The following is a 23,617-nucleotide window of genomic DNA, read 5'->3' as shown; positions in this document are numbered from 1 at the left end:
ACTTCACCCCCTACTATTCAATATAAGCAATTTGATCTACAACAATTTCTGGTGCTAATTCACTAATACATAATACTTTAGCTTCTATTTGATAACGTTCAAGAAGTCTCACAATCGCAAACCTGAAATCTTTTCTACGCGTTAATAATACTGGCTCTCTTCCCATTAAACGGGCTTGTTTGAAAACGCGCTGTACTTGCTCTACTACTCGCGTTTCTAAATCTAAATCCCAGTTTAATAAATAACCTTGGTATGAATTATTAACAACATCTGCATCTAACTCAAGCGAATCAGCGAAGAGTGCCGCATAAATTTTCCCATCCGGATTTTTCGCACTCTCACAAATAACTTTTGAAATACATTCACGAACAAACGCCGTTACACCATCAACATGGTTTTGATAAATTTCTTTCCCGTCAATAATACCTTCAATAATCGTTGGTAAATCACGGATTGAAATTCCTTCTTTCAGCAGTTGTTTAATAACATTTTGAACAAGTGATAAATCGATTTCTTTCTTTTTAATTTCTTCTAATAAAACGCCATTATCAGTTTCAAGCGAGTGAATCAAGTCTTTCACATGTTGACGCTGAATTAACTCATGAAGGTTACGTCTAACGACAACATCTAAATGCGTAATTAAAATGCTAAGCGGCTCTAACACTTGATAGCCCTTCATTTGTGCATCTTGTACCATATGCTCCAAAATCCAATATCCATCTTCACCAAAAATTGGATCTTTCGCTGGTTCTGCATCTAAATCAGCCATTACGTTCGGTGTTTTCAGTGCTAGTAAATAACCTGATTTTAAAACTCCTTCAGCAGCTTTCGCACCTTTAATACGAATAATGTAACGTCCGCGCGGTCTAAAACTCGTATTATCTTTAAAGTTAATTCCAGGAACGTTAATACCGAGGTCGGTAATAATCGACTTCCTCATAAGAACAACTTTATCACGAGCTGTTTCCCCGTTTATCTTCTGCTTTACAAGTGCCGCTAAATCTAAACCAAGCTCTACAATAATTGGATATTTATCTGTAAAGACTCCGAATGAATCTTCCACTTGTTGCAGTTGCTCTTCATCGCCTTGAATCATTTCTAATTCTTTTTGAAGCTCGTCTTCTTTTTCTTTCTTTATTCGCTTTTTATTACGAACTCCTAAGAAAATAATCGTGCCTCCAACGAGAGCAAATGGTAAAAATGGTAGCGGTGTAAAAACACCCATTGCGATAAATAAACCACCGAGTGCATATACAACAACTTCATGCGCTAATAACTCTTTAAAGATTCCTTCAGTTACTGTATCAGCTGAACCGTCAAATACACGCGTTACGATAATACCTGTTGAAATCGCAAGCATTAACGAACCGATTTGGTTTACAATTCCGTCACCGACAGTTAACTGTGTATAGTGAATAGCCGCATCTGCAAAGCTCATTCCTTGCTGCATCATACCGACAATTAAACCGAAAATAATGTTTACGAATAAAATGACAATCCCGAAAATAACGTCCCCTTTAATGAACTTTCCGGCACCATCCATCGCTCCGTAAAACTCTGTTTCCATATTTAATTTTTTTCGTTTCGTCTGTGCATCTTTTTCTGTAATAAGACGCTGATTCAAGTCAGCATCGATAGACATTTGTTTCCCTGGTAAAGAATCAAGTGTAAAACGAGCTGCTACTTCAGCTGTACGAGACGCACCGTTTGCAACGATAAACTGGAATATGATTAATACTATAAAAATAACGATACCAATTAATAAGTTCCCGCCAATTACGAACTGGCCGAACTCTTCAATAACATGACCCGCATTTCCGTCTGTTAAAATCGCTCGCGTCGTCGAAACGTTAATCGATACACGGAAAATCCCGATTAATAACAACATCGTCGGAAATGACTTTAATTCATCCCACTCGTTAATACTTGTAGCTCGCATATAAATAAGCACTGACATACTTAGTAGAAAAACGATAACGATATCAAGTATAAATGGTGGAAGTGGAATTAAGAGCGCCACAACGAATGACGCTGCTAAAAAGATAGAAAAATAGGTTCTTGCAGAATCCATCTTAAACAAAGAGATCCCCTCCAAACGCGCTATTATACTTCAAGTTCTTTCGTTTGAATTAAATAGCGCATAACTTCAATTACAGCTACATATAAATCTTCTGGAATCGTCTCATCTTCCTCGACTTGATAATATAAAGAACGAGCGAGCGGACGGTTCTCTACCATTGGTATTTCTTGTTCACGGGCAAGCGTTCGTATATATAATGCGAGCTCATCTTCCCCTTTTGCAACGACAATAGGCGCCGCATCAACTTGTTTATTGTAACGAAGCACCACTGAAATATGCGTCGGGTTGTTCACAATAAACGTTGCACCATCCATCTTCTTCGCGATTGTCCCTTGCAAGATGGCATGCATAAAGTTTTTTCGTTTCCCCTTTACTTGTGGGTCCCCTTCATTATCTTTATGCTCCCTTTTCACTTCTTCTTTTTTCATCTTAATATCTTGTTCGTACTCCCATTTTTGATAAATGAAATCAATAATAGAAAGAACGATTAAAATAATTAAAATGGCTAAAAAGATAAATTTAATTTGGCTAATAATTTCAGTAAGTGACGCTGTCCAGTTAAATCCAATCATACTAACAATCTTCTCTAAATTCTTTTTAAAGAGAACGTACGAAACGTAACCGATTAATCCCATATAAAACAGTGATTTCAAAATATCTACTAAACTTTTACGACTAAACAATCTCGTAAAATAGTTTTTCGGATTAATACGTGATGCTTTCGGCTTAAGTACTTTAGAAGAAAATAAGAAACCAACTTGAATCATATAATTGAACAAATGAAAAGCATATACAAGTATTAATATAGGAGCCGATACTTTCAGAAGTAATATGCCCATTAAATAAAAATACTCGGTCGAATCTGTATTTTTTCCAATTTGATCAAACAGTACCGCTACGGAATGTGCGATCTCATAACCGAGCCAATCTCCGAAAAAGTAAACGACAACTGCTAATACAAGAATGGAAAATAAATTATTTAAATCTTTACTCCGGGCGATATTCCCTTCTTCACGCGATTTTTTACGCTTCTGCGGGGTGGCCTTTTCTGTTTTATTATCCTTTGCCATGCGTGTCCCCCTACTTCGTTAAGAAAAAGTTAAATAGTTTCGTATACTCTTCCAGTAATACGTCTGTCATATTTTTAAACACATAACCGAGCATCGGTACACTCATCGCAATAAACAAAATACCACACGTTATTTTAATTACGTACGCATTCATAAAAACGTTTAATTGCGGTGCATTTTTTGCGATTAAAATAAGGACGAAATTAATAATGAATAGACTGCCCATAAGTGGCAAAGCAATTTCAACCGCTGATGTAATTGCAAATAATAACGTTGCAAGTAGACTATCTAAAAAACTAGTCGTCAACAATTTTGAAATCGCCTCTGTATATTGAAACGACTTTAAAATCGTGGCAACGAAATAGTTAATGCCGCCCAGTGAAATAAAAATAATAAGAAAAAATATATCAAAAATTGTTGATAGCAAAGTGGACTGTGACCCTGCATTTACATCAAATAAACTCGCCTGTGATAAACCGATATCAAAGTCTAAAATATGCCCTGCCATTTTCGGAATGTTCCACAGCATCTCTACAATTTTTGAAAGTGATAACCCAATTACAATTTGCGTTCCTGCATAAGCTGCTACATCCCAAACTGTCTTTATGTGAGAGACATCCACTTGATCTGCCACTGTAATCGAAAGAGCGAGTCCAAATGTAACCTTTGCCATCGCCGGAATTGATCGGCCTGAGAAAAACGGTAGAAAATATAAAAATGAAGTAATGCGACAAAACGCAAAAAACGTCGCCGCCCATAATTCCATATTCATTTCAGTTCACCTATCTTAGTACGAACGCAATAGCGATGGGATTTTATCAAATAAATCTAAAATAAGCATCGTTAACTCTTGAAACATCCACGGACCTAAAATGATAATAACGAGCACAATACTCGCCATTTTCGGTAAAAACGTCAGCGTTTGCTCTTGAATTTGCATCATCGCCATAATAACCGCGATAATAATAACGACAATCATACTTACAACGGCAATCGGCATTAAAATCATAACCCCTTTATAAAAAAAGGTTTGGAAAATATCTATAATTGGTGACGTATTCATTTATATGACTCCTATCACATAGCATCAAACGCTTCAGGCGACCGTCTTAAACATAATATCGACGATTTTTGTATATCCACCTAAATATACGAAAACGAGTATTTTAAATGGTAAACTTAAAATCATCGGCGGTACCATCATCATCCCAAGGTACATTAAAAGTGTACTAATAATTAAATCAATAAAGACAAACGCTAAATAAATGAACATCCCTGTAAGTAACCCTTTTTGAATTTGCGTTAACGTAAAGGATGGCACAAGCGTAAACAATGAAAGATCCTTTAAATCTTTCGGCAACTCTTCTCCACGCACTTTCAGCATCATTTTCAAATCATGCTTATACGTATGCTTCGACATATAATCTTTCATAATCGGAGCTGTCGTCTCCGCAGCTTGACTTACTGTTATTTTTTCTTTCGTCATCGGGTCCCACACATCACTCTTTAATTGACCAAGCACTGGCTGCATTGTAAACAGCGATAAAAATAATGCGAGTCCAACAAGCACTTGGTTCGGTGGTAAATTCATAACCCCAAGCCCTTGACGAGTAATCCCAAGAACAATCATAAAATAAGTAAAATGCGTAAATAAAAGAACGATAGAAGAAGATAATGATAGAAGGGTAACGAGTGCGAATAGTTGTACACTTGAATTACTCGTAAACTCTTTTCCATTTTCGAAATTAATAAAACCGTTCGGGGCTGCATACGCTGGATTTACAAAAACAATTGAAAAAATAATAGAAAATACGAAAATAACGGCAAATAACGATAACTGTTTCTTTATTCTCATGATGGATCCTCTACTTTTTTCGTTTCACTCTTCACCGCGTCTTCTAGCGCTTGTTGAAACTGATTTCCTGTTCCTGTTAATTGCACAGATTGTACACCGTTATTACTTATAACAGTAAACACTTGCTTCCCGTCCACTTCAAATAAAAAGGCGCTCGTTTGATGATTTAAATAAACACCGTCTTTCACTTGAATATGGCCGTTTTCACCTTGCTTAAAAAACTGCTGTTTGCGCGTCTTTTTCGTCATATAATATGCACCATAGCCGAGCGCACCAAACAGTAAAACGACTTGAAATAAGGTCGTCATATACGACATATGACTCCTCCTCTACTCTTTATCCTGCATTTGATTTTGCGCCTTCATAAGCGCCGCGTGTTTCTTGTCAGCTTCAATTTCAGAAATAATAATGCCAAACTTCTCGTCCATTACTATTGCCTCACCAATACCGACTTTCATATCACTTAAATATACATCTACTTTATGTCCTAAATTTTTCTCTACTTCAAGAACATCGCCAACTTTTAATTGTTTCACATCGCCAAGCTGAATCGATGACTTCCCAAGCTTTACACCAAGTTCAATCAAAATATCCGAAACGGTATCAATATGCGCTTTACCCGCTTCATTTCGCTTCCCTGCAAATTCTTCTAATCCCATTAATGACACAGGAGATACTTCATGCTTCATATGGATCCTCCTACTCTATAAAACTTTTAAATAGGAGCGCCTTACGCGTTCCATCTTTCCCAATAAAACAATTAAATTTATGTTTCCCATCTACATAACCACGTAGTTGATCTGAAACTTTCGTATGAAGCGGAATAATATCGCCTTCTTCAATTTTCTCAATCTCACCAATCGTCATCTTTTGCTCACCAATCGCAACGTGAACAGGTTTGTACACTTGATTTACTTTCACTTCTACTTCAGACGTATATTTTTTACGCTTATCTGAAGAATGTTCGACAATATTTTCAGACGTTAACTTATCCATAATCTCTTCAACAGATAAGAACGGAATACCAATACGAACCGTCGTATTCCAAAACTCTGTTTTCATATTTACATTCAGTAATGAAATAATATCGCTTGGCGTTGTAATCTTCAGCGCATTCGGATCTGTCTCCGTCGTTACAAACTTCGGTTCAATCGCAACAACGCTTTCAAATGATTGCTCTAAATTTTTACAAAGTAGCAAGAATATATTATCAAGCGTTAAAAACTCAAACGCCGTTAACGGTCTGCGCATCGTAAAGTTACGCTTACTATCTCCGCCAAGCCAGCATTCATGAATATATATAACGAACGCTAAATCAATCTCAATAACAATTTCTCCAAGTTCTGGTAAACCTAGATCTATCACGCAATATAAATAATAATCTTTCGGCATTTTCTCTACATACTCACTCGTAAATGGAACTTGCTCAACCGTTGAAGGCTCGAGTTCAATTGGAATACGCATACGAGCTGACAACGTCTGTGACGTCTGCTTTCCAAATGTAGACGCAATCGCCTGCAAACTACGTAAATGCTCAACACCGAACTTCTCCGGTCTATTAAAATCATACTCTTGAAATTTATCTTGCTTCCCTGCTTCTTGTGCGAAAGCTGGCATTTCCTCGCCTTCATTTACCGCCTTCAGCAGGGCATCAATTTGCTCTTGGCTTAATTTTTCGCCACTCATGATAATCCCCTTCCCTACCTTTTCAATTCAACGATTTCGACATACATTTTCCCATTCTTCGTCAAAATCTTTCCGGTTCCAATCTCTTCATTCTCAAGCATAAGACGCACCGTATTTTTCGTTGAATTTTCAAGACGATACAATGTACCTTTCGTAATATGAAGCAGATCTTCAATTTTCTTTTTCGTATTTCCGATTTCAAAATAAATTGTTAACGGAATATCATCTTGTAATTTCAAATCTAGCCAACTCCCATATCATGTTCACAAAAATTTCATGTTCTCTCTATATATGAAATTTCTTATTTTGAAACGTCGATATTTAATATTTTTTTAATATATCCTTGCGTTTCTTTAAATGGCGGTACGCCTCCGTACTTTCTCACATTACCAGGACCAGCATTATAAGAAGCAAGCGCCAATACGAGATCACCGTTATTTTTCTTTAAATAACCACTTAACTCTTTCACACCGCCCTCAATACTTTCAGCTGGTGAAAATGGATTTTTTATACCCATCTCTTTCACATTCGCTGGCATAAGCTGCATTAACCCCATCGCCCCTGCATGTGACACCGTTTTCGGATTAAAATTAGACTCCACTTCAATCATTTTTTGAATTAACGTTTTCGGAATTCCATATGTATTACTTACACGATCAATAATATCCTCATACTTACCTTCATTGGAAGAACGTATTTTTTGAATATTATACTTCTTCGTTAATTCCCACATATCAGCAGGCTCATTTTTCGTTTCTGGGAAACGTCGTTCAAACTCTTTTTGTGCAACTTGCACTTCATCTACTTGCTTCGTTTCAGCTTTCTCCGTCTCCTCAGGCTTACTCGCTTCCTCTACTTTATTAATAGATTCTTCTGGTTTATTAACAACCGTTTCTATTTTCATAGATTGTACCGGCTGACTCATATCTTCTACTTTTGCCGGCTGCGTAGTAACCTTCGACTCCTTCGCAGGTTCACTCTGCAACTTCTCTTGAAAACGACTACTAACGAATGCTTGTGGACTGCTTAGCTTCTGCTGAATTTGTCCTTTTTTATATGCAAGAACTTCTTTTACTATATTTCCAACTACCATAATATCACCTTTTCAGTAAACAAAGATATTCTATATATTAGAGTTTTTTTTAAAAGTTTGCAATAATCCTTTTGATAATATTGTAATAAAAAAATGAACAAATAGAAAATTATCATTTTTTTATATTCAATAATTACAATTAATCGTTGACACGATATATACCAAGGATTACAATTAATCTCGAAATTGATTTTTTTGCATATTTACGTTTATCAATTAACAGAAAAATCAATATAAAAAAATGGGGGTTCTTATCATGAGAATTAATACAAACATTAACAGCATGCGTACACAAGAGTACATGCGACAAAACCAAGACAAAATGAATACATCTATGAACCGTTTATCTAGCGGTAAATCAATCAACAGTGCAGCTGACGATGCGGCTGGCTTAGCTATCGCTACTCGTATGCGTGCGAAAGAAGGCGGATTAAACGTTGGAGCACGTAACACACAAGACGCTATGTCTGCTTTACGTACTGGTGACGCTGCATTAGGTTCAGTTTCAAATATCTTACTTCGTATGCGTGACCTTGCAACACAAGCATCAAGCGGTACAAACAACGATAAAGATATCGCATCTATGGACAAAGAGTATCAAGCATTAGCACAAGAAATTGATCATATTGCTGACAAAACAAATTTCAATGGTAATGCATTTTTAAATAAAGGTACGAATCCTGATGAGGGTAAAGATATCACGATTCAACTTTCTGATGCTTCAAGTGATACAATGACAATCGCAGCTATCCAAACAAAGTCTATAACAACTGATAAGTTAGCAGCTTCAACTGATGGAACAAAGAAATTAGATGCTACAAATGCAGCAAGTGAAATCACAAAACTTGACGATGCTATTCAAAATATTGCTGACGCTAGAGCAACTTTCGGTTCTCAATTAAACCGTTTAGACCATAACTTAAACAACGTAACGAGCCAAGCTACTAATATGGCAGCTTCTGCTTCTCAAATTGAAGATGCTGATATGGCGAAAGAAATGTCTGAAATGACGAAGTTCAAAATCTTGAACGAAGCTGGTATTAGCATGCTTTCTCAAGCTAACCAAACACCACAAATGGTTTCTAAATTATTACAATAAGCCATTTGAACATATACTCTCTGTAGTATATAAAGAGTTTTCTTTTAAATAATTAAAAATTAATGGGGGTTCTTATCATGAGAATTAATACAAACATTAACAGCATGCGTACACAAGAGTACATGCGACAAAACCAAGACAAAATGAATACATCTATGAACCGTTTATCTAGCGGTAAATCAATCAACAGTGCAGCTGACGATGCGGCTGGCTTAGCTATCGCTACTCGTATGCGTGCGAAAGAAGGCGGATTAAACGTTGGAGCACGTAACACACAAGACGCTATGTCTGCTTTACGTACTGGTGACGCTGCATTAGGTTCAGTTTCAAACATCTTACTTCGTATGCGTGACCTTGCAACACAAGCATCAAGCGGTACAAACAACGATAAAGATATCGCATCTATGGACAAAGAGTATCAAGCATTAGCACAAGAAATTGATCATATTGCTGACAAAACAAATTTCAATGGTAATGCATTTTTAGGTGGTCCTGGTGGGAAAGATATCACGATTCAACTTTCTGATGCTTCAAGTGATACAATGAAAATCACAGCTATCGATACAAAAGCTATAACAACTGCAACTTTAGCTACACCTACAGCTACAGGCACAGATAAGGCTTTAAATGCAGCTTCTGCACCAGCTCAAATCACAGCTCTTGACACTGCTATTCAAGAAATTGCTGACGCTAGAGCAACTTTCGGTTCTCAATTAAACCGTTTAGACCATAACTTAAACAACGTAACGAGCCAAGCTACTAATATGGCATCTTCTGCTTCTCAAATTGAAGATGCTGATATGGCAAAAGAAATGTCTAACATGACAAAGTTTAAAATCTTGAACGAAGCTGGTATTAGCATGCTTTCTCAAGCTAACCAAACACCACAAATGGTTTCTAAATTATTACAATAAGCCATTTAAAAAGAGAGATTTCTTATAAACAATTAAAAACTAATGGGGGTTCTTAACATGAGAATTAACACAAACATTAACAGCATGCGTACACAAGAGTACATGCGACAAAACCAAGACAAAATGAATACATCTATGAACCGTTTATCTAGCGGTAAATCAATTAACAGTGCCGCTGACGATGCAGCTGGTTTAGCTATCGCTACTCGTATGCGTGCGAAAGAAGGCGGCTTAAACGTTGGAGCACGTAACACACAAGACGCTATGTCTGCTTTACGTACTGGTGACGCTGCATTAGGTTCAGTTTCAAACATCTTACTTCGTATGCGTGATCTTGCAACACAAGCATCAAGCGGTACTAACAACGATAAAGATATCAAATCTATGAACAAAGAGTATCAAGCATTAGCACAAGAAATTAATCATATTGCTGATAAAACAAATTTCAATGGTAACGCATTTTTAGGTGGTCCTGGTGGGAAAGATATCACGATTCAACTTTCTGATGCTTCAAGTGATACAATGACAATCGCAGCTATCCAAACAAAGTCTATAACAACTGATAAGTTAGCAGTTGGACCTGATCCAGATGATGCAGTTAAGAATTTAACTGCTACAACTGCAGCAGCTGAAATCACAGCTCTTGACACTGCTATTCAAGGTATTGCTGACGCAAGAGCAACTTTCGGTTCTCAATTAAACCGTTTAGACCATAACTTAAACAACGTAACGAGCCAAGCTACTAATATGGCATCTTCTGCTTCTCAAATTGAAGATGCTGATATGGCAAAAGAAATGTCTAACATGACCAAGTTCAAGATTTTAAACGAAGCAGGCATCAGCATGCTTTCTCAAGCAAATCAAACTCCACAAATGGTTTCTAAATTATTACAATAAGCCATTTGAATTAGTTTCATGAATAAACCTCTCTGCTTGCGGAGAGGTTTATTTTTTCTATATAAACAGATTAAAGACTTCTCTTTTGCTTAAATAGAAGCTCTAGCCATATTTAGTAGCGGCCAGGGCTTACTTTACCCTCATCCCTTGTATTAAAACAAAAAGATAAAATAAGCATAAGTCTTCTTATCCTTCCATAGCCGTTTATTACTTTTAGAACACTAACTATATCAATCTATAAGGAGTGTCTATTATGCGTATTGGTACGAATGTTTTGAGTATGAATGCTAGCCAGTCGTTGTATGAGAATGAGAAGCGCATGAAGATGGCGACTGGTAAGAAGTTAAATACTGCTTCTGATACTCCAGCGAATGTAGCTATTGTGACTCGTATGCATGCGGGAGCGAGTGGTATACAAGTGGCGATTCGTAATAATGAGAATGCGATATCGATGCTTCGCATGGCAGAAGATGCCCTTCAAACTGTTACGAATATTTTGCAGCGGATGCGTGATTTAGCTGTTCAATCTGCGAACGGTACAAATTCAAATACAAACCGGGATGCACTGAATAAAGAGTTTCAATCTTTAACTGAACAAATTGGCTGTATTGGTGAGGCAATTATCTGTATTTGACGGTCAAAACCGTCCTGTTACGTTAGATGATATTGGTCATACAGTAGATATCACGAAACATATTCCCCCTTCCCCTACACAACATGACATCAACATTTCAACAGAACAAGATGCAAGAACGGTGTTTTGTAAAATTGAAGAGGCTTTGCAAAATGTATCACTTCATCGTGCCGATCTTGGCGCTATGATGAACCGTTTACAGTTTAATATAGAAAATTTAAATAGCCAAAGTACAGCGTTAATAGATGCTGCTTCTCGAATTGAAGATGCGGATATGGCGCAAGAGATGAGCGACTTTTTAAAGTTTAAATTATTAACTGAAGTTGCACTTACTATGGTTTCACAAGCAAATCAAATTCCGCAAATGGTTTCGAAGTTATTGCAGTCTTTAATATAATCTTTAAAACTATTGAAATAACTCCATAAAAAATAAAAAGAGGGATACATGCGTACTATGTATCCCTCTTTTCTATCAACCTAGCCATTATAAATGAGATCTTCCGCTAAAGAAGTAAACATCTCTCCAACGAGTGAATCTTCATCATATACACATGAGCCATTATTTTCTTCACGCTTCGCAAACGGTATTTGGACGATTACTTCTGTTTGCAGTTGTTCTGCTAACATTTCACCACCGCCTTTTCCGAAGAGATAGTTTCTTGAGCCATCTTGTTCTTCGTAATATGCCATATTTTCAACGATACCTAAAATATCGTGTTTCGTATGTTTTGCCATGACTCCTACTCTAGACGCGACAAATGAAGCTACATTGTGAGGCGTTGTAACGATAATTTCCTTTGCCTGCGGAATCATTGCAGCGACATCTATTGCAACGTCTCCTGTTCCAGGTGGTAAATCAAGAAGGAGATAGTCTAATTCTCCCCAGTGCGTGTTCGCAAGGAAGTTTTGTATCCATTTGTTTAACATCGGTCCGCGCCACATTACTGGGTTATTACCTTCTGTAAAGAATCCCATCGACATAATTTTAACACCGTGACTAACGACGGGAATTGCTGTTTGATCAATCATTATTGGCTTTTCATTCGTTTCCATCATAGCTGGGATACTGAATCCGTATATATCTGCATCTAAAATCCCAACCCTTTTCCCCATACGAGCTAACGCAGTAGCGAGGTTAATCGTCACAGTTGATTTTCCGACTCCCCCTTTTCCGCTCGTTATAGTAATAAAATGCACCCCTGAATCAGGTCGGAGCATACTAGGCATACCTGTTTCTGTTCTAGCCTCTTTTTTTAACGATGCTGTTAATGTTGCTCGTTCTTCCGGTGTCATCGAGCCGAATGTTAAAGAAACTTTCGATGCTCCAATGTTTCGAAGTGAGTCTTCAATATCTTGTTGAATTTTCGCCTTTAGCGGACAACCTTGTATCGTTAAAACTACTTCTAGCCCAACTTCTGTACCATCTATCTTTATATTTCTGACCATGTTTAATTCCACAATACTTTTGTGTAACTCTGGATCGTCTACATGGCTTAACGCGTTCATAATTTGTTCGTGAGTAATCATCATACACATTCCTTCCATTGTAATTATTTCACGTTATAAAGTGAAACTTTAATCAGTGGGGGTTTTTGTCCATCCCCCACTGATTATTAGTTGAACCAATCGGGCTTTTACGGGCAGTTGATCTCCCACCTAGCTTCTTTGCTTCAGCCGAATTTGGAGGTGGGAGTCTTACTGCCCGTTAATGCGGGATGAAAAAAGTCTCCGCTTTTCCCGCCCGTTTTTTGAACTAAATATGTTTCTTTCATAACCATCGTTTTATCAACAGCTTTACACATATCGTAAAAAGTAAGGGCGGCGATTGATACGGCCGTTAATGCTTCCATTTCTACACCTGTTTTACCGCTGCATGTTACTGTCGCTCGTATGATTAATTCATAGCCATCAGTTTTCTTTTCATAATGGAACGTAAAGTCTGTTCCTTGGATTAATATCGGGTGACACATCGGAATAATATCCGCTGTTTTTTTAGCACCGATTATTCCAGCTACTTGTGCTACTTGGAGCGGGTCTCCTTTTTTCAATCCACCACTTTGAATTGCTTCAAATAGTTCATTTGATAAAGAAATTGTACTTTGCGCAACAGCTGTACGTGTTGAAATACCTTTTTGAGAAATATCAACCATTTTTGCTCTTCCTTCTTCGTTCCAGTGCGAAAACTCACTCATAATAATCCTCCTTAACGTATGAAAGATTTGATATTCAAATAGAAAGAATTAACCTCCACTTACAGGGGGGATAAACGCTACTGTATCTCCGGCTTTTACGATATCTTCGTCCGTTACAAATTCTTCATTAATCGCTACCATAACTTTATCTAGCGTCTGTAATTGATAGTGATCTTTCAGCCATTTTTTCAATTGCTGAACATTCATCTCTCGTTTTTCTATTATTACTAATCTCTCTGAGCCGACTTCTTCTCGTAAATTTGCGAACAGTAAAATTGTAATCATTCTCTCATTCTTCTTTCTTTGGTTTTCCTTCTGGATAGGGAGTATTTTCAAGTTGATCTCCAATCCACTCCGTTCCATCTTCCCAAAATTCTTTTTTCCAAATTGGGACGATTCTCTTTATACGTTCAATTGCGTATTCATTCGCTTCATATGCCACTTTACGATGTGGCGACGATACTGCAATGACAACTGCGATATCCATTATTTCTAGTCGGCCTACTCGGTGCGTGATTGCTATTTTCGCATCCGGCCACTGTTTCTTAATTTCTTCTCCAATTTCAGTAAGCTTTTTTACCGCCATCGGTTTATATGCTTCATACTCAAGGTGTAACGTTCTTTTTCCTTTCGTTAATTCTCTAACCGTTCCAATAAAAGCTGTAATGGCTCCTGCTTCTCGTCTTGCTACTTTATTCGTTACTTCTTCCACTACAATCGGAGTATCTACAATTTCAAATTGTGCTTGTCCCATCAAAACCTCTCCCCACTTTTCGGAATGTCCAAGGCCATTCACTACCTTCGTTATCTTCTAATAAAAGAACGTCTACAAACATCCCTTTCTCATATCCTCTCGTACCGCCCGGTAGTACAATAAAAATGTTTGATTCTGCTAATGAAGAAACGGAACTAGATTTATCAAACCCTGAAGGATAAGCGACTAGTCGTCCTTCGTTATACTTCAGCTTCGCTCGTACAAATCTTGTAAATGGATTAGGTTTTAGAAAATCTTCTCCGAGCATTGCTTTTTCTCGTTTTACATATGGTGTTTCGCTAAACATATACGTACGAATGCTAGGTTTTACAAACAACTCAAAACCTACGTAACAAGCAGATGGATTACCTGATAATCCGAATAACAATTTCCCATTTAATTGCGCTACTGTTGTGACGCTTCCCGGCCGCATGGCAACTTTGTTGAAAAGAACTGATGCACCTAATTTTTCGTATATCACTGGCAAATAATCGTAATCTCCCACTGAAACACCGCCAGTTGTAATTAGCATATCAACTTCGCTTAACGCTCTTTTCACTGCTTCATAGCACGTATTCAAATCGTCGCTAAACTTCCCGAAGTATTTTACTCTTCCACCAGCTCTTCGAATTTGAGACGATATCATATACGTATTACTATTTCGAATTTTCCCAGGTTGTAGTTCTTCATTTACATCGAGAAGTTCACTCCCTGTCGCTAATAGTCCGATTACAGGCTTTTTCGCTACTGGCACTTCGCTATAACCGAATGTAGCAAGAAGAGCAGAAATACCTGGATTAATGTAACAACCCCTTTTTGCGAGAACGGTTCCTTTACATGCATCTTCACCTTGAAAGGACATATTGTCCCCTTCTTTAAATGAGCGCCTCACTTCCATATAGCTTTTTCCGATATTCTCATATTGACGATGACGAGTGAGTTCTAGCATGACAACCGCGTTACATCCTTTCGGAATTTGTGCCCCTGTCATAATTCGAACTGCTTGCAACGCTTCTACTTCTTTATCGAATACAGAACCTGCTCCAATTTCACCAATTACTTCAAATACAATTGGATTCTCACGACTTGCCCACTTCGTATCTTCTGCCCTAATAGCAAATCCATCATATGGCGAGCGATCGAAGGAAGGGACATCGTGATCCGCTATTAAATCATCTGCTAACGTACGTCCGTATGCTAATTCCAGTGGTACTAGTTCTTTTACACCACAATTTACGAACAGCCTCTTCAACTGTAATTGGCACTCTTCTTTCCATCATTACCAATCCCTCTCTATTACCCTAATAACCGATAGTATAGTTGTTTCGCTTTTTGAATTTCATTCATGCCATGAATAAATACACGACCATCATGAAAAATGACGATGCGATACTCTTCTAATTGGCAAGAGAGCAAATACGGATTCCGCTCTACTTTCCCGTGTTTTTTTAATACTTTTTCTAAATCATCAAAGTTGTAATGACTATTATGCACCGGTCTAATTTGAACTGTATTTCTTCCACATAAAACAGCTGTCTTCGTTTGGTTTTCGTAAGATAAATAAGGATAAGTTCTATTTGTTCCGCACGAAGGACAGTCTTCTGTTTTGATTTTTCCTACTTTGATAGAATGATGTTGATTACTCCATATATCAAACATTAAAAAAGTTTTTCTAATTGCTGCGTAATCTTCTACTAAAATTTTGAATGCTTCTGCTACTTGATAGGCTGCGACAATTTGCACAGCTGGACTAATAATTCCAACTGTGTCACATGTCGCTCCTGTAACAGGAACACTTTTCAGCACACAATGTAAGCACGGTGTTTTCTTTGGAATAATCGTATAGCTCATGCCATACGATCCGACACAAGAACCGTAAATCCAAGGAATATTGTGTTTTTGTGATAGGTCATTGATCACAAAACGAATATCGAAATTATCTGTTGCGTCAATAATGACATCAACACCATCTAATAAAGCTTCCATATTATCTACTCTTGCATCCATTACAAGAGCTTGAATTTGCACGTTTGAATTAATTTGTTTGAGACGATTCTGCGCTGCAATTGCTTTTGGCAACTTTTCTATCGCATCTCTTTCAGCGTAAAGTTGTTGCCGCTGTAAATTACTCCATTCTACGTAATCACGATCAATAATCGTTAATTTCCCGATACCTGCACGTACAAACGCCTCTGCACTGGCACTTCCTAATGCACCTGCCCCTATTATTAATACATGCTTATTTCTAATCTTCTCTTGCCCTTCTTTTCCAATAGGAGTGAACAACTGTTGTCGTGAATACCGTTCTATCATGAGGTATCCTTCCTTTCATTTAGAAAATCCGCTTCAATTACTATTATTTTTTCAATACATCTTCTTCGGTAGCACTTTGTTTCTGATAACAAGAAAAATAAGCGAATCCAACAAATCCAGCTCCGCCAATTACATTTCCGATAAAGACAGGAACAAAGTTTTTCGCAAGATCCATCCATGTAAGGTGTCCCGCAAAAATAACTGCCGAAATGACAAACATATTCGCTACCACTTGCTGAAATCCAATTACGACAAAGGCCATAATCGGAATCCAAATTCCAACAATCTTCCCGATCAAATCGTTCGTTCCGTAAGCTAACCAAATCGCAAGGCAAACGAGCCAGTTACAACCAATTGCTAAAATTAACGTTCTCCCGAAAGATTCATGTAACTTATCTTGAGCTATCGCTATCGTTTTATTTAAATACGCACCCTCAGTTAGCCCACCAAGATGACCGAAACAATACGCTACGAAAAGCGCACCTACAAAGTTAGTCAAAGTGATCCAAGCCCAATTGTTTAACACATGCTTCAATGAAATTTTCCACGCATAAAGGGCCATAGCCATTGACATCATATTTCCCGTAATTAATTCTCCTCCTGCTAAAACAACGAGCATAAGTCCAATAGGAAAAACCGCTCCCCCTATAAAATTGACTAAACTCCCCCATTGCTCCGGTACATTACCTAGAACCCGAATATTAAGTAAAAATCCTAACGAAATGAATGCTCCTCCTAAAAAACCAAGAATAAGCATTGCGGATAGCGGTTGCCTTACCTTTTGAACACCGGATTCAATCACAAGCGCCGCGATTTGTTCCGGTTTATGAAATGCCATAACCAATTCCTCCATTTTTCTCATCTAAAAAAAGCAGCACCAAAAAACCTTAACATCGTAAGGATTTTTGAATGCTGCTTAATCTCTCTGCATATCTCTTACAGAAATATCAATCATCATTTTTACTATACTCATAGAAAGTGTACAAAATTTGCACACTGTCCACTATTTACTTTAACAAAGAGAATCTACATTTATAGTAGTTTCTCAGCCACCGATATGCGACATTTCAATTTTTCGAGATGTTTTTTTATTCGTATTGCTTAACCGTTCATCTGAATAACGGTCTGAACGATTATTCCAAATGTCACGAATAATATTAGTAATTTCCTCATCCGTATATCCAGAACGAAGTAATTCTTTAAGATTGTTTCCTTTAGAAGCAAACAAACATGTATACAATTTTCCTTCTGCGGAAATACGTGCTCTTGTACATGATGAACAGAACGAATCTGTTACAGATGAAATAATTCCTATTTCTTCATCACTACCGATATAGCGATAACGTGTCGCAACTTCACCAGGATAGTTCGCTTCAATACGTTCAAGCGGCATAACTTTATGAATCATCTCTACTATTTCTTGTTTAGAAACTACTTCGCCTAATTCCCAGCCGTTAAAATTTCCGACATCCATATATTCAATGAACCGAAGGATATGCTTATTCTCTTTAAAGTACTCTGCCATCTGAACGATGTCTTGTTCATTTTTCCCTTTTTGAACAACCATGTTCATTTTAATTTTCATTCCGGCTTCCGCTGCAGCCTGTATTCCTGCAAGAACCGTTTTCACTTTACTTCTATTCCCATTTAAATAAGAGAATCGCTCTTCATTTAACGAGTCTAAACTAACTGTCACACGAGATAAACCCGCCTTATATAAATCCGGAGCAAATTTTTTAAGTAATGATCCATTTGTCGTTAAACCAATATCCTCTACTCCTTCAATTTCGTTTAACCGTTGTATGAGTTCAGGTAGGCCTTTTCGGAGTAAAGGCTCTCCCCCAGTAATGCGTAACTTTCTTACACCTAAAGAAACGAAAATACGTGTAATCCTTTCAATTTCATCAAAAGATAAAATTTTATCATTAGACAAAAAAGAATAATCACGACCAAATATTTCCTCCGGCATACAATATCGACAGCGAAAATTACAACGATCAGTAACAGAAATACGCAAGTCCTTTAAAGGACGATCCAATTTGTCTAATGTAACAGATTTCATATTTATTGCCTCGTTTCTACTTATTTATATTTACAATTCGCTCTGGATGCGTATATACATTTAAAGATTTATTACGAATGAAGCCTATTGTAGTAATCCCTAACTGCTCCGCTAGCTCTAATGCTAACTCAGTTGGAGCTGATTTTGACAATATTACTTCACAGCCAATTTTCGCAACTTTTAATAGAATTTCAGAAGAGATACGTCCGCTAAAAACAATAATTTTATCACCAATCGAAATGTTATTTTTTAAACAATAGCCGTAAATTTTATCTAAAGCGTTATGTCTTCCTATATCCATGCGGCTTAAAACAATTCCGTTCACATCACATAAAGCTGCATTATGAACGCCGCCTGTATGTTGAAACGTAGACGCAGATTGCTGCATATCATTCATTAACCGAAAACAATCCTCGGCAGAGATTTTTACGCGAATATCATTCATTTTTTTCGCAGTCAGCGCATCGTTTGCGAAAACAAACCCTTGCCTACTCATTCCACAGCACGAAGTAATATAACGTTTGTTTTGCATGTCACGATAATAAGGGTTGATTTTCGTCGTTTTCACATGTACATAGCCTTCTTTTTCTTGCACCCATATTTCATCAATATCTTCATACTTTCGGATAATGCCTTCCGAAGCTAAAAAGCCAATTACCATATCTTCAATATACTCTGGAGTACTAACCATTGTAACAAATTCCTGGCCGTTAATTTTAACCGTAACAGGAAACTCTGTTACAATGCTGTCCTCTATAAGTTTAAATTCCCCTTGCTCATATTTAAAAATTTCCCGTTCCACCTGAATCGATTTCACGATGAGCATCCTTCTCTCACGTTATATTTTTATCAAAAACAAACACGGAAACTGCAATATCTTCATCTACTTTCATATCAGAAAATAGATGAACTAACTTCGCCCCAACAAGTTCTTCTAAATGTTCATGAGGATTAGCCGCATACACTTCTTGAATCATTTTTGTTCGAGCCATATGAACCATTTCCGCCCCATCCATAGTTCCTGAAATAAATTTCTCTGTAGGTGTCAAATTCCCATAAAGTGTAGCAATCGCCATGTTTTCAGTAAATACAGTATGAATTCGTTCCGGTCCTTTCCCGAACAACTCTTTGCGAAGCTTTCGGATCATATCATTAAATTCATGTACCATTTTTGACATACTCTCATTCCTTCCTAGTTATTCCATCACAACTATTTTAACAAAATGACCATTTCGTCGCCTAAACTATTTAATAATGAGACGAAATGGATCATCTTAGACAATTATCTCAAGTACGCAAACAACATATGAAATACTATTATTGTTGCTTATCTATTCTTCTTTTAACCCTTTACCCATACCTTTTAAGAAATGAAGACCGAATCCGATAGCACGATTAATATCTGGATCCTTCAGTACTTTCATAAGGTCTAATATTCCTACTTTCTTATTACTTTGCAGATGCTGATTCCCTTCATCCATACCTATTAATACACTACCTATAAGTTTTTTAGTAAGTTCCGGATCAAGTTCTGTTAAAGCTCCTGCAGCGCCCATCATATTATTAATTAAATTTGTAACTGGTTCACGAGTGACTTGACCTAGAACGATTTTTGCGATTGGTTCTTTCGCTTTCAGCATAGAATTTGCAGCTTCCAGCATCCCGATGTCATTTAGTTCACCTACTATATTAAACATTTGATTTAAAGCATCTTCATTATTAGCTAGCAGTTCTTTTAAGTCTTCGAGTTTTTGTTGTTTAATTTCTTCCTCGGTTAGCTCCTGCTTCTGGATCGCTTGAATAGGTGCTGCCATATTCTTTTCTCCCCCTTAGTTATCCGTTAAGTGTACGTATCCTGGACGAGTCCACTTGCGATTTACCTCAATGCCGTTTTGAGGGTGACGCTTTTTATTACGTGGGTTCGTTTTTGGCATCGGATTTTCACCTTCTACTTGTAACACTTCCATACGCACTTTCGTTTGTTTATATGCAGGCGTGTTTGTACGCAAGTCAACGGCAGGACCTGTTAAGAAATTAATTGCCGATTCTTTATCAGTCGAATTCATCGGTAAATACAGTTCATTCGCTTTTACACGATCCGTTACAAGTACACGTAATTTAAGTGCTCCGAATGGAGAAACAAGGCGTACTAACGATCCGGTTTTCACTCCACGTTCCCTTGCAAGTTCTGGAGAAACTTCAACGAAAACACCTGGTACTTTCGATTGAATACCAGTTGATTTATTTGTCATGTTCCCTTCATGGAAATGTTCAAGCATACGACCGTTATTAATGTGAAGATCGTATTCTGCTGGGAATGCAGCAGGACGTACCCAATCAGCTATCGCAAAACGAGCCTTTTTGTCTGGGAAGTTAAATCCATCTTTGAATAGAAGCGGCGTATTCGTTCCATCAAAACTTCCCCAGTGGAAACTGTTCCATCCTTCAAGCACTTCATAGTTTGCGTGTGCGAATAAAGGAGATAAATTTGCCATTTCAGCAAATATTTCACTTGGATGACTGTAGTTCCAGTTCGCGCCTAACTTATTCGCAATTGCCTGCACGATCCACCAGTCTGGTTTCGCATCTTCTAGCGTTGGAAGCACTTGATATAACCTTTGTACACGACGCTCAGTATTTGTAAAAGTACCTTCTTTCTCAAGAGATGGCGCTGCTGGTAATACTACATCAGCGTATTGAGCTGTTTTAGAAAGAAACACATCTTGAACGACAAAAAATTCAAGGCTTGATAACACTTCATGTACGTGATTTGCGTTAGAGTCTACAAGAGCCATATCTTCTCCAACAAGATACATAGCTTTCATTTTACCTTCATCAATTGCGTGAAGCATTTCAATGTTATTAAGACCTGGTTTGTTATCAATTTTTACTCCGTAAGCTATTTCAAATTTCGCACGTTCTACATCATCAGTAACGTGTTGATATCCCGGAAGCCAACCTGGGAGAGTTCCCATATCACAAGCACCTTGTACGTTATTATGACCTCGAAGTGGATATGCACCAGCACCTGGGCGGCGATAGTTTCCTGTTGCAAGAAGTAAGTTTGAAATCGCAGCGGAAGTATCTGAACCACCCGTATTTTGCGTTACACCCATACCCCAAAGAATACACGTACCATCTGCATCACGAATCATCTCGGCCATTTGAACGAGAGTTTCTTTTGAAATACCTGTAATCTCTTCTGCATATTCAAGCGTATATTCTTTAAGACTTTCTTTGAAATCTTCAAAGAAGTTTACATTCTCGTCGATGAACTGCTCATCATGCCAACCTTGATCGATCATATATTTCGTAATGGCCATTAACCATACTTGGTCTGTTCCTTGCTTTGGACTAATAAAGATATCTGAACGCTCTGCCATTCCAGTTTTACGAAGATCTGCAACAATTAGCTTTTGACCGTGAAGTTTATGCGCGCGTTTCACACGAGTCGCTAATACCGGGTGACCTTCTGTTGGATTACAACCAACGATAATAACGAGACCGGATTGCGCAATATCTTTAATCGTCCCCGCATCTCCGCCCATACCAATTGTACGGAACAATCCATCTGTCGCTGGTGATTGACAATAGCGTGAACAGTTATCAACGTTATTCGTTTCGAACACTTGACGTGCTAATTTTTGAATAACATAATTATCTTCATTCGTAATTTTAGAAGAAGAAATAAAGCCGATAGAACCTTTACCGTACTCTTCTTTAATAGAGCCCAATTTATTCGCTACTACATGAAGCGCTTCTTCCCAAGTTGATTCCACGAACACTCCATTTTTACGAATTAAAGGTTTCGTAATTCGTTTTTCGGAATTCACGAAATCCCAACCAAACTTTCCTTTTACACAAGTAGAAATCGCATTAACTGGTGCTTCAGAAGATGGTTGCACTTTTAAAATTTCACGGCCCTTCGTCCACACTTCAAATGAACAACCTACACCACAAAACGTACATACTGTTTTCGTCTTCTTCGTACGAGTGTCTCGCATTGCAGCTTCTACTTCTGACACAGCGAAAATACCGCTATATCCAGGTTCAACCTCTTTAATAAGATCGACCATCGGCTCAAGAATATCCGGCTTCAGCCCAGTCATAAATCCAGCTTCACCAAGCATCGATTTCTCCATTAATGCATTACAAGGACAAATTGTTACACATTGACCGCAGCTTACACATGAAGAATCGTTAATATCTACTCCTTCGTCCCAAATAACACGCGGGCGCTCTGCCTCCCAATCAATAGATAACGTTTCATTTACTTGTAAGTTTTGACACACTTCTACACATTGACCGCACGCGATACATTGATTCGGATCATAGCGATAAAATGGATGAGACATATCAACTTCACTTACATCAACTTTTGGCTCATAAGGATATTTTTGATGCTCAATTTCCATTAATTCTGCCGTATTATGCAATTTACAATTCCCGTTATTGTTGTCACATACCGTACAGTACAGTAAATGATTTTCTAGTAAACGGTCCATCGCCTCATGTTGTGCTGCCTTCGCACTAATAGAGGACAACTCGATATTCATGCCGTCCGTCACTACTGTAGAACACGATCGCACTAGCTTTCCATTTACTTCTACAATACAAGTATCACACGTTTGAATAGGATCCACTTCCGGCACGTAACAAATTTGTGGATGTTCAATTTCGTTCTCATTAATAATGCCTAGTATAGTTGAACCAAGCTCAGCACTATATTCTTTGCCGTTAATTGTAATATGAACCATGCTGTCGTTCATGGTTACTCCCCCTTTTTGAGAATAAAAAAAACTCCACCACGAAAATATACGCACCACATTTTTGGCACGTTATCATCATGGTGGAGTAGTTTATTAGCACATCTTGCTAAAATACCAGTCCATTTATTCATAAATAAAATGATAGATTCATAACAGGTCATATCACGATTCCATCTTTAACACTATAATTATAGCGTTA

At 37.6% G+C, this 23,617-nt stretch carries 24 protein-coding genes and 3 pseudogenes; 4 read left to right on the top strand and 23 right to left on the bottom strand.

The features are described 5' to 3' along the window. Positions 1-13 precede the first annotated feature (13 nt). The 10 genes from flhA to ACFVQC_RS13165 all read right to left on the bottom strand — a co-directional run bounded on the left by flhA (position 14) and on the right by ACFVQC_RS13165 (position 7,784). Positions 14-2,080 (bottom strand): flagellar biosynthesis protein FlhA, encoded by a 2,067-nt coding sequence (gene flhA / locus ACFVQC_RS13210; RefSeq protein WP_377898455.1) that lies wholly within the window; start codon positions 2,078-2,080, stop codon positions 14-16. A 23-nt stretch (positions 2,081-2,103) separates the two neighbouring features. Next, entirely contained in the window at positions 2,104-3,150 is a 1,047-nt protein-coding gene (gene flhB, locus ACFVQC_RS13205; protein WP_002086445.1) for a flagellar type III secretion system protein FlhB, read from the bottom strand. Between the two features lie 10 nt (positions 3,151-3,160). Next, on the bottom strand, positions 3,161-3,922 hold the full coding sequence (locus ACFVQC_RS13200) for a flagellar biosynthetic protein FliR (RefSeq protein WP_001055697.1): 762 nt from the start codon (positions 3,920-3,922) through the stop codon (positions 3,161-3,163). A 15-nt stretch (positions 3,923-3,937) separates the two neighbouring features. Beyond that, positions 3,938-4,213, bottom strand: coding sequence for a flagellar biosynthetic protein FliQ (locus tag ACFVQC_RS13195; protein ID WP_002011993.1), 276 nt, complete (start codon positions 4,211-4,213; stop codon positions 3,938-3,940). Positions 4,214-4,246: 33 nt separating this feature from the next. Beyond that, positions 4,247-5,005: a flagellar type III secretion system pore protein FliP gene (locus ACFVQC_RS13190; RefSeq protein ID WP_002135432.1), complete on the bottom strand. Its 759-nt coding sequence runs from the start codon at positions 5,003-5,005 to the stop codon at positions 4,247-4,249. Next, a complete protein-coding gene (locus ACFVQC_RS13185) occupies positions 5,002-5,322 on the bottom strand; it encodes a hypothetical protein (protein WP_000121176.1) in 321 nt (106 codons plus the stop codon). The genes ACFVQC_RS13190 and ACFVQC_RS13185 overlap by 4 nt, the downstream gene beginning before the upstream one ends. A gap of 12 nt (positions 5,323-5,334) precedes the next feature. Then, positions 5,335-5,694, bottom strand: coding sequence for a flagellar motor switch protein FliN (locus ACFVQC_RS13180; RefSeq protein WP_377892720.1), 360 nt, complete (start codon positions 5,692-5,694; stop codon positions 5,335-5,337). Positions 5,695-5,704: 10 nt separating this feature from the next. Further along, the gene (gene fliM / locus ACFVQC_RS13175; RefSeq protein WP_002086450.1) at positions 5,705-6,691 is read right to left on the bottom strand and encodes a flagellar motor switch protein FliM; all 987 of its coding nucleotides are present in this window, start codon (positions 6,689-6,691) and stop codon (positions 5,705-5,707) included. A 14-nt stretch (positions 6,692-6,705) separates the two neighbouring features. Further along, positions 6,706-6,930 carry a flagellar motor switch protein FliN gene (locus ACFVQC_RS13170; protein ID WP_000775712.1) on the bottom strand — a complete coding sequence of 75 codons (225 nt, stop codon included), beginning with the start codon at positions 6,928-6,930 and terminating at the stop codon, positions 6,706-6,708. A 62-nt stretch (positions 6,931-6,992) separates the two neighbouring features. Beyond that, complete coding sequence (locus ACFVQC_RS13165; RefSeq protein WP_377892719.1) at positions 6,993-7,784, bottom strand: lytic transglycosylase domain-containing protein; 792 nt, start codon at positions 7,782-7,784, stop codon at positions 6,993-6,995. Positions 7,785-8,040: 256 nt separating this feature from the next. Here ACFVQC_RS13165 and ACFVQC_RS13160 point away from each other — a divergent pair, with 256 nt between their 5' ends. The 4 genes and pseudogenes from ACFVQC_RS13160 to ACFVQC_RS13145 all read left to right on the top strand — a co-directional run bounded on the left by ACFVQC_RS13160 (position 8,041) and on the right by ACFVQC_RS13145 (position 11,725). Further along, positions 8,041-8,883 (top strand): flagellin N-terminal helical domain-containing protein, encoded by an 843-nt coding sequence (locus ACFVQC_RS13160; RefSeq protein WP_377896388.1) that lies wholly within the window; start codon positions 8,041-8,043, stop codon positions 8,881-8,883. A 77-nt stretch (positions 8,884-8,960) separates the two neighbouring features. Beyond that, positions 8,961-9,797 carry a flagellin N-terminal helical domain-containing protein gene (locus tag ACFVQC_RS13155; protein WP_377898454.1) on the top strand — a complete coding sequence of 279 codons (837 nt, stop codon included), beginning with the start codon at positions 8,961-8,963 and terminating at the stop codon, positions 9,795-9,797. Positions 9,798-9,854: 57 nt separating this feature from the next. Then, positions 9,855-10,694, top strand: coding sequence for a flagellin N-terminal helical domain-containing protein (locus ACFVQC_RS13150; protein WP_377898453.1), 840 nt, complete (start codon positions 9,855-9,857; stop codon positions 10,692-10,694). Between the two features lie 253 nt (positions 10,695-10,947). Continuing rightward, positions 10,948-11,725, top strand: a pseudogene (locus tag ACFVQC_RS13145) (flagellin N-terminal helical domain-containing protein). Positions 11,726-11,805: 80 nt separating this feature from the next. Here ACFVQC_RS13145 and ACFVQC_RS13140 read toward each other — a convergent pair. The 13 genes and pseudogenes from ACFVQC_RS13140 to ACFVQC_RS13080 form a co-directional block, all read right to left on the bottom strand. Further along, positions 11,806-12,858: a P-loop NTPase gene (locus ACFVQC_RS13140; protein WP_377892713.1), complete on the bottom strand. Its 1,053-nt coding sequence runs from the start codon at positions 12,856-12,858 to the stop codon at positions 11,806-11,808. A gap of 140 nt (positions 12,859-12,998) precedes the next feature. After that, complete coding sequence (moaC, locus tag ACFVQC_RS13135) at positions 12,999-13,520, bottom strand: cyclic pyranopterin monophosphate synthase MoaC (RefSeq protein WP_377892712.1); 522 nt, start codon at positions 13,518-13,520, stop codon at positions 12,999-13,001. A gap of 48 nt (positions 13,521-13,568) precedes the next feature. Beyond that, positions 13,569-13,805, bottom strand: a complete 237-nt coding sequence (moaD, locus tag ACFVQC_RS13130) for a molybdopterin converting factor subunit 1 (protein WP_377892710.1) — start codon at positions 13,803-13,805, stop codon at positions 13,569-13,571. A 4-nt stretch (positions 13,806-13,809) separates the two neighbouring features. Beyond that, on the bottom strand, positions 13,810-14,274 hold the full coding sequence (locus tag ACFVQC_RS13125; RefSeq protein WP_377892708.1) for a molybdenum cofactor biosynthesis protein MoaE: 465 nt from the start codon (positions 14,272-14,274) through the stop codon (positions 13,810-13,812). After that, a pseudogene (locus ACFVQC_RS13120) lies at positions 14,255-15,551 on the bottom strand (molybdopterin molybdotransferase MoeA). Before ACFVQC_RS13120 ends, ACFVQC_RS13125 begins: the two are co-directional and overlap by 20 nt. A 19-nt stretch (positions 15,552-15,570) precedes the next feature. Further along, positions 15,571-16,587 carry a molybdopterin-synthase adenylyltransferase MoeB gene (locus ACFVQC_RS13115; protein ID WP_377892706.1) on the bottom strand — a complete coding sequence of 339 codons (1,017 nt, stop codon included), beginning with the start codon at positions 16,585-16,587 and terminating at the stop codon, positions 15,571-15,573. A 43-nt stretch (positions 16,588-16,630) separates the two neighbouring features. After that, on the bottom strand, positions 16,631-17,425 hold the full coding sequence (locus ACFVQC_RS13110; protein ID WP_377892704.1) for a formate channel: 795 nt from the start codon (positions 17,423-17,425) through the stop codon (positions 16,631-16,633). 207 nt (positions 17,426-17,632) lie between these two features. Then, positions 17,633-18,649, bottom strand: coding sequence for a GTP 3',8-cyclase MoaA (moaA, locus tag ACFVQC_RS13105; RefSeq protein WP_377892702.1), 1,017 nt, complete (start codon positions 18,647-18,649; stop codon positions 17,633-17,635). A 16-nt stretch (positions 18,650-18,665) separates the two neighbouring features. After that, positions 18,666-19,466 carry a formate dehydrogenase accessory sulfurtransferase FdhD gene (gene fdhD / locus ACFVQC_RS13100; RefSeq protein WP_377892700.1) on the bottom strand — a complete coding sequence of 267 codons (801 nt, stop codon included), beginning with the start codon at positions 19,464-19,466 and terminating at the stop codon, positions 18,666-18,668. A 16-nt stretch (positions 19,467-19,482) separates the two neighbouring features. Then, complete coding sequence (locus ACFVQC_RS13095; protein ID WP_000041502.1) at positions 19,483-19,827, bottom strand: Na-translocating system protein MpsC family protein; 345 nt, start codon at positions 19,825-19,827, stop codon at positions 19,483-19,485. 153 nt (positions 19,828-19,980) lie between these two features. Further along, positions 19,981-20,463: a helical membrane plugin domain-containing protein gene (locus tag ACFVQC_RS13090; RefSeq protein WP_377892698.1), complete on the bottom strand. Its 483-nt coding sequence runs from the start codon at positions 20,461-20,463 to the stop codon at positions 19,981-19,983. Positions 20,464-20,478: 15 nt separating this feature from the next. Further along, positions 20,479-23,418: a formate dehydrogenase subunit alpha gene (gene fdhF, locus ACFVQC_RS13085; RefSeq protein ID WP_377898452.1), complete on the bottom strand. Its 2,940-nt coding sequence runs from the start codon at positions 23,416-23,418 to the stop codon at positions 20,479-20,481. Next, a pseudogene (locus ACFVQC_RS13080) lies at positions 23,387-23,579 on the bottom strand (hypothetical protein). Before ACFVQC_RS13080 ends, fdhF begins: the two are co-directional and overlap by 32 nt. Between the last annotated feature and the right edge of the window lie 38 nt (positions 23,580-23,617).

This window comes from Bacillus sp. NPDC057893 (assembly GCF_042796455.1).
Taxonomy (GTDB): Bacteria; Bacillota; Bacilli; order Bacillales; family Bacillaceae_G; genus Bacillus_A.
This window is presented reverse-complemented; position numbering and strand designations above follow the sequence as displayed.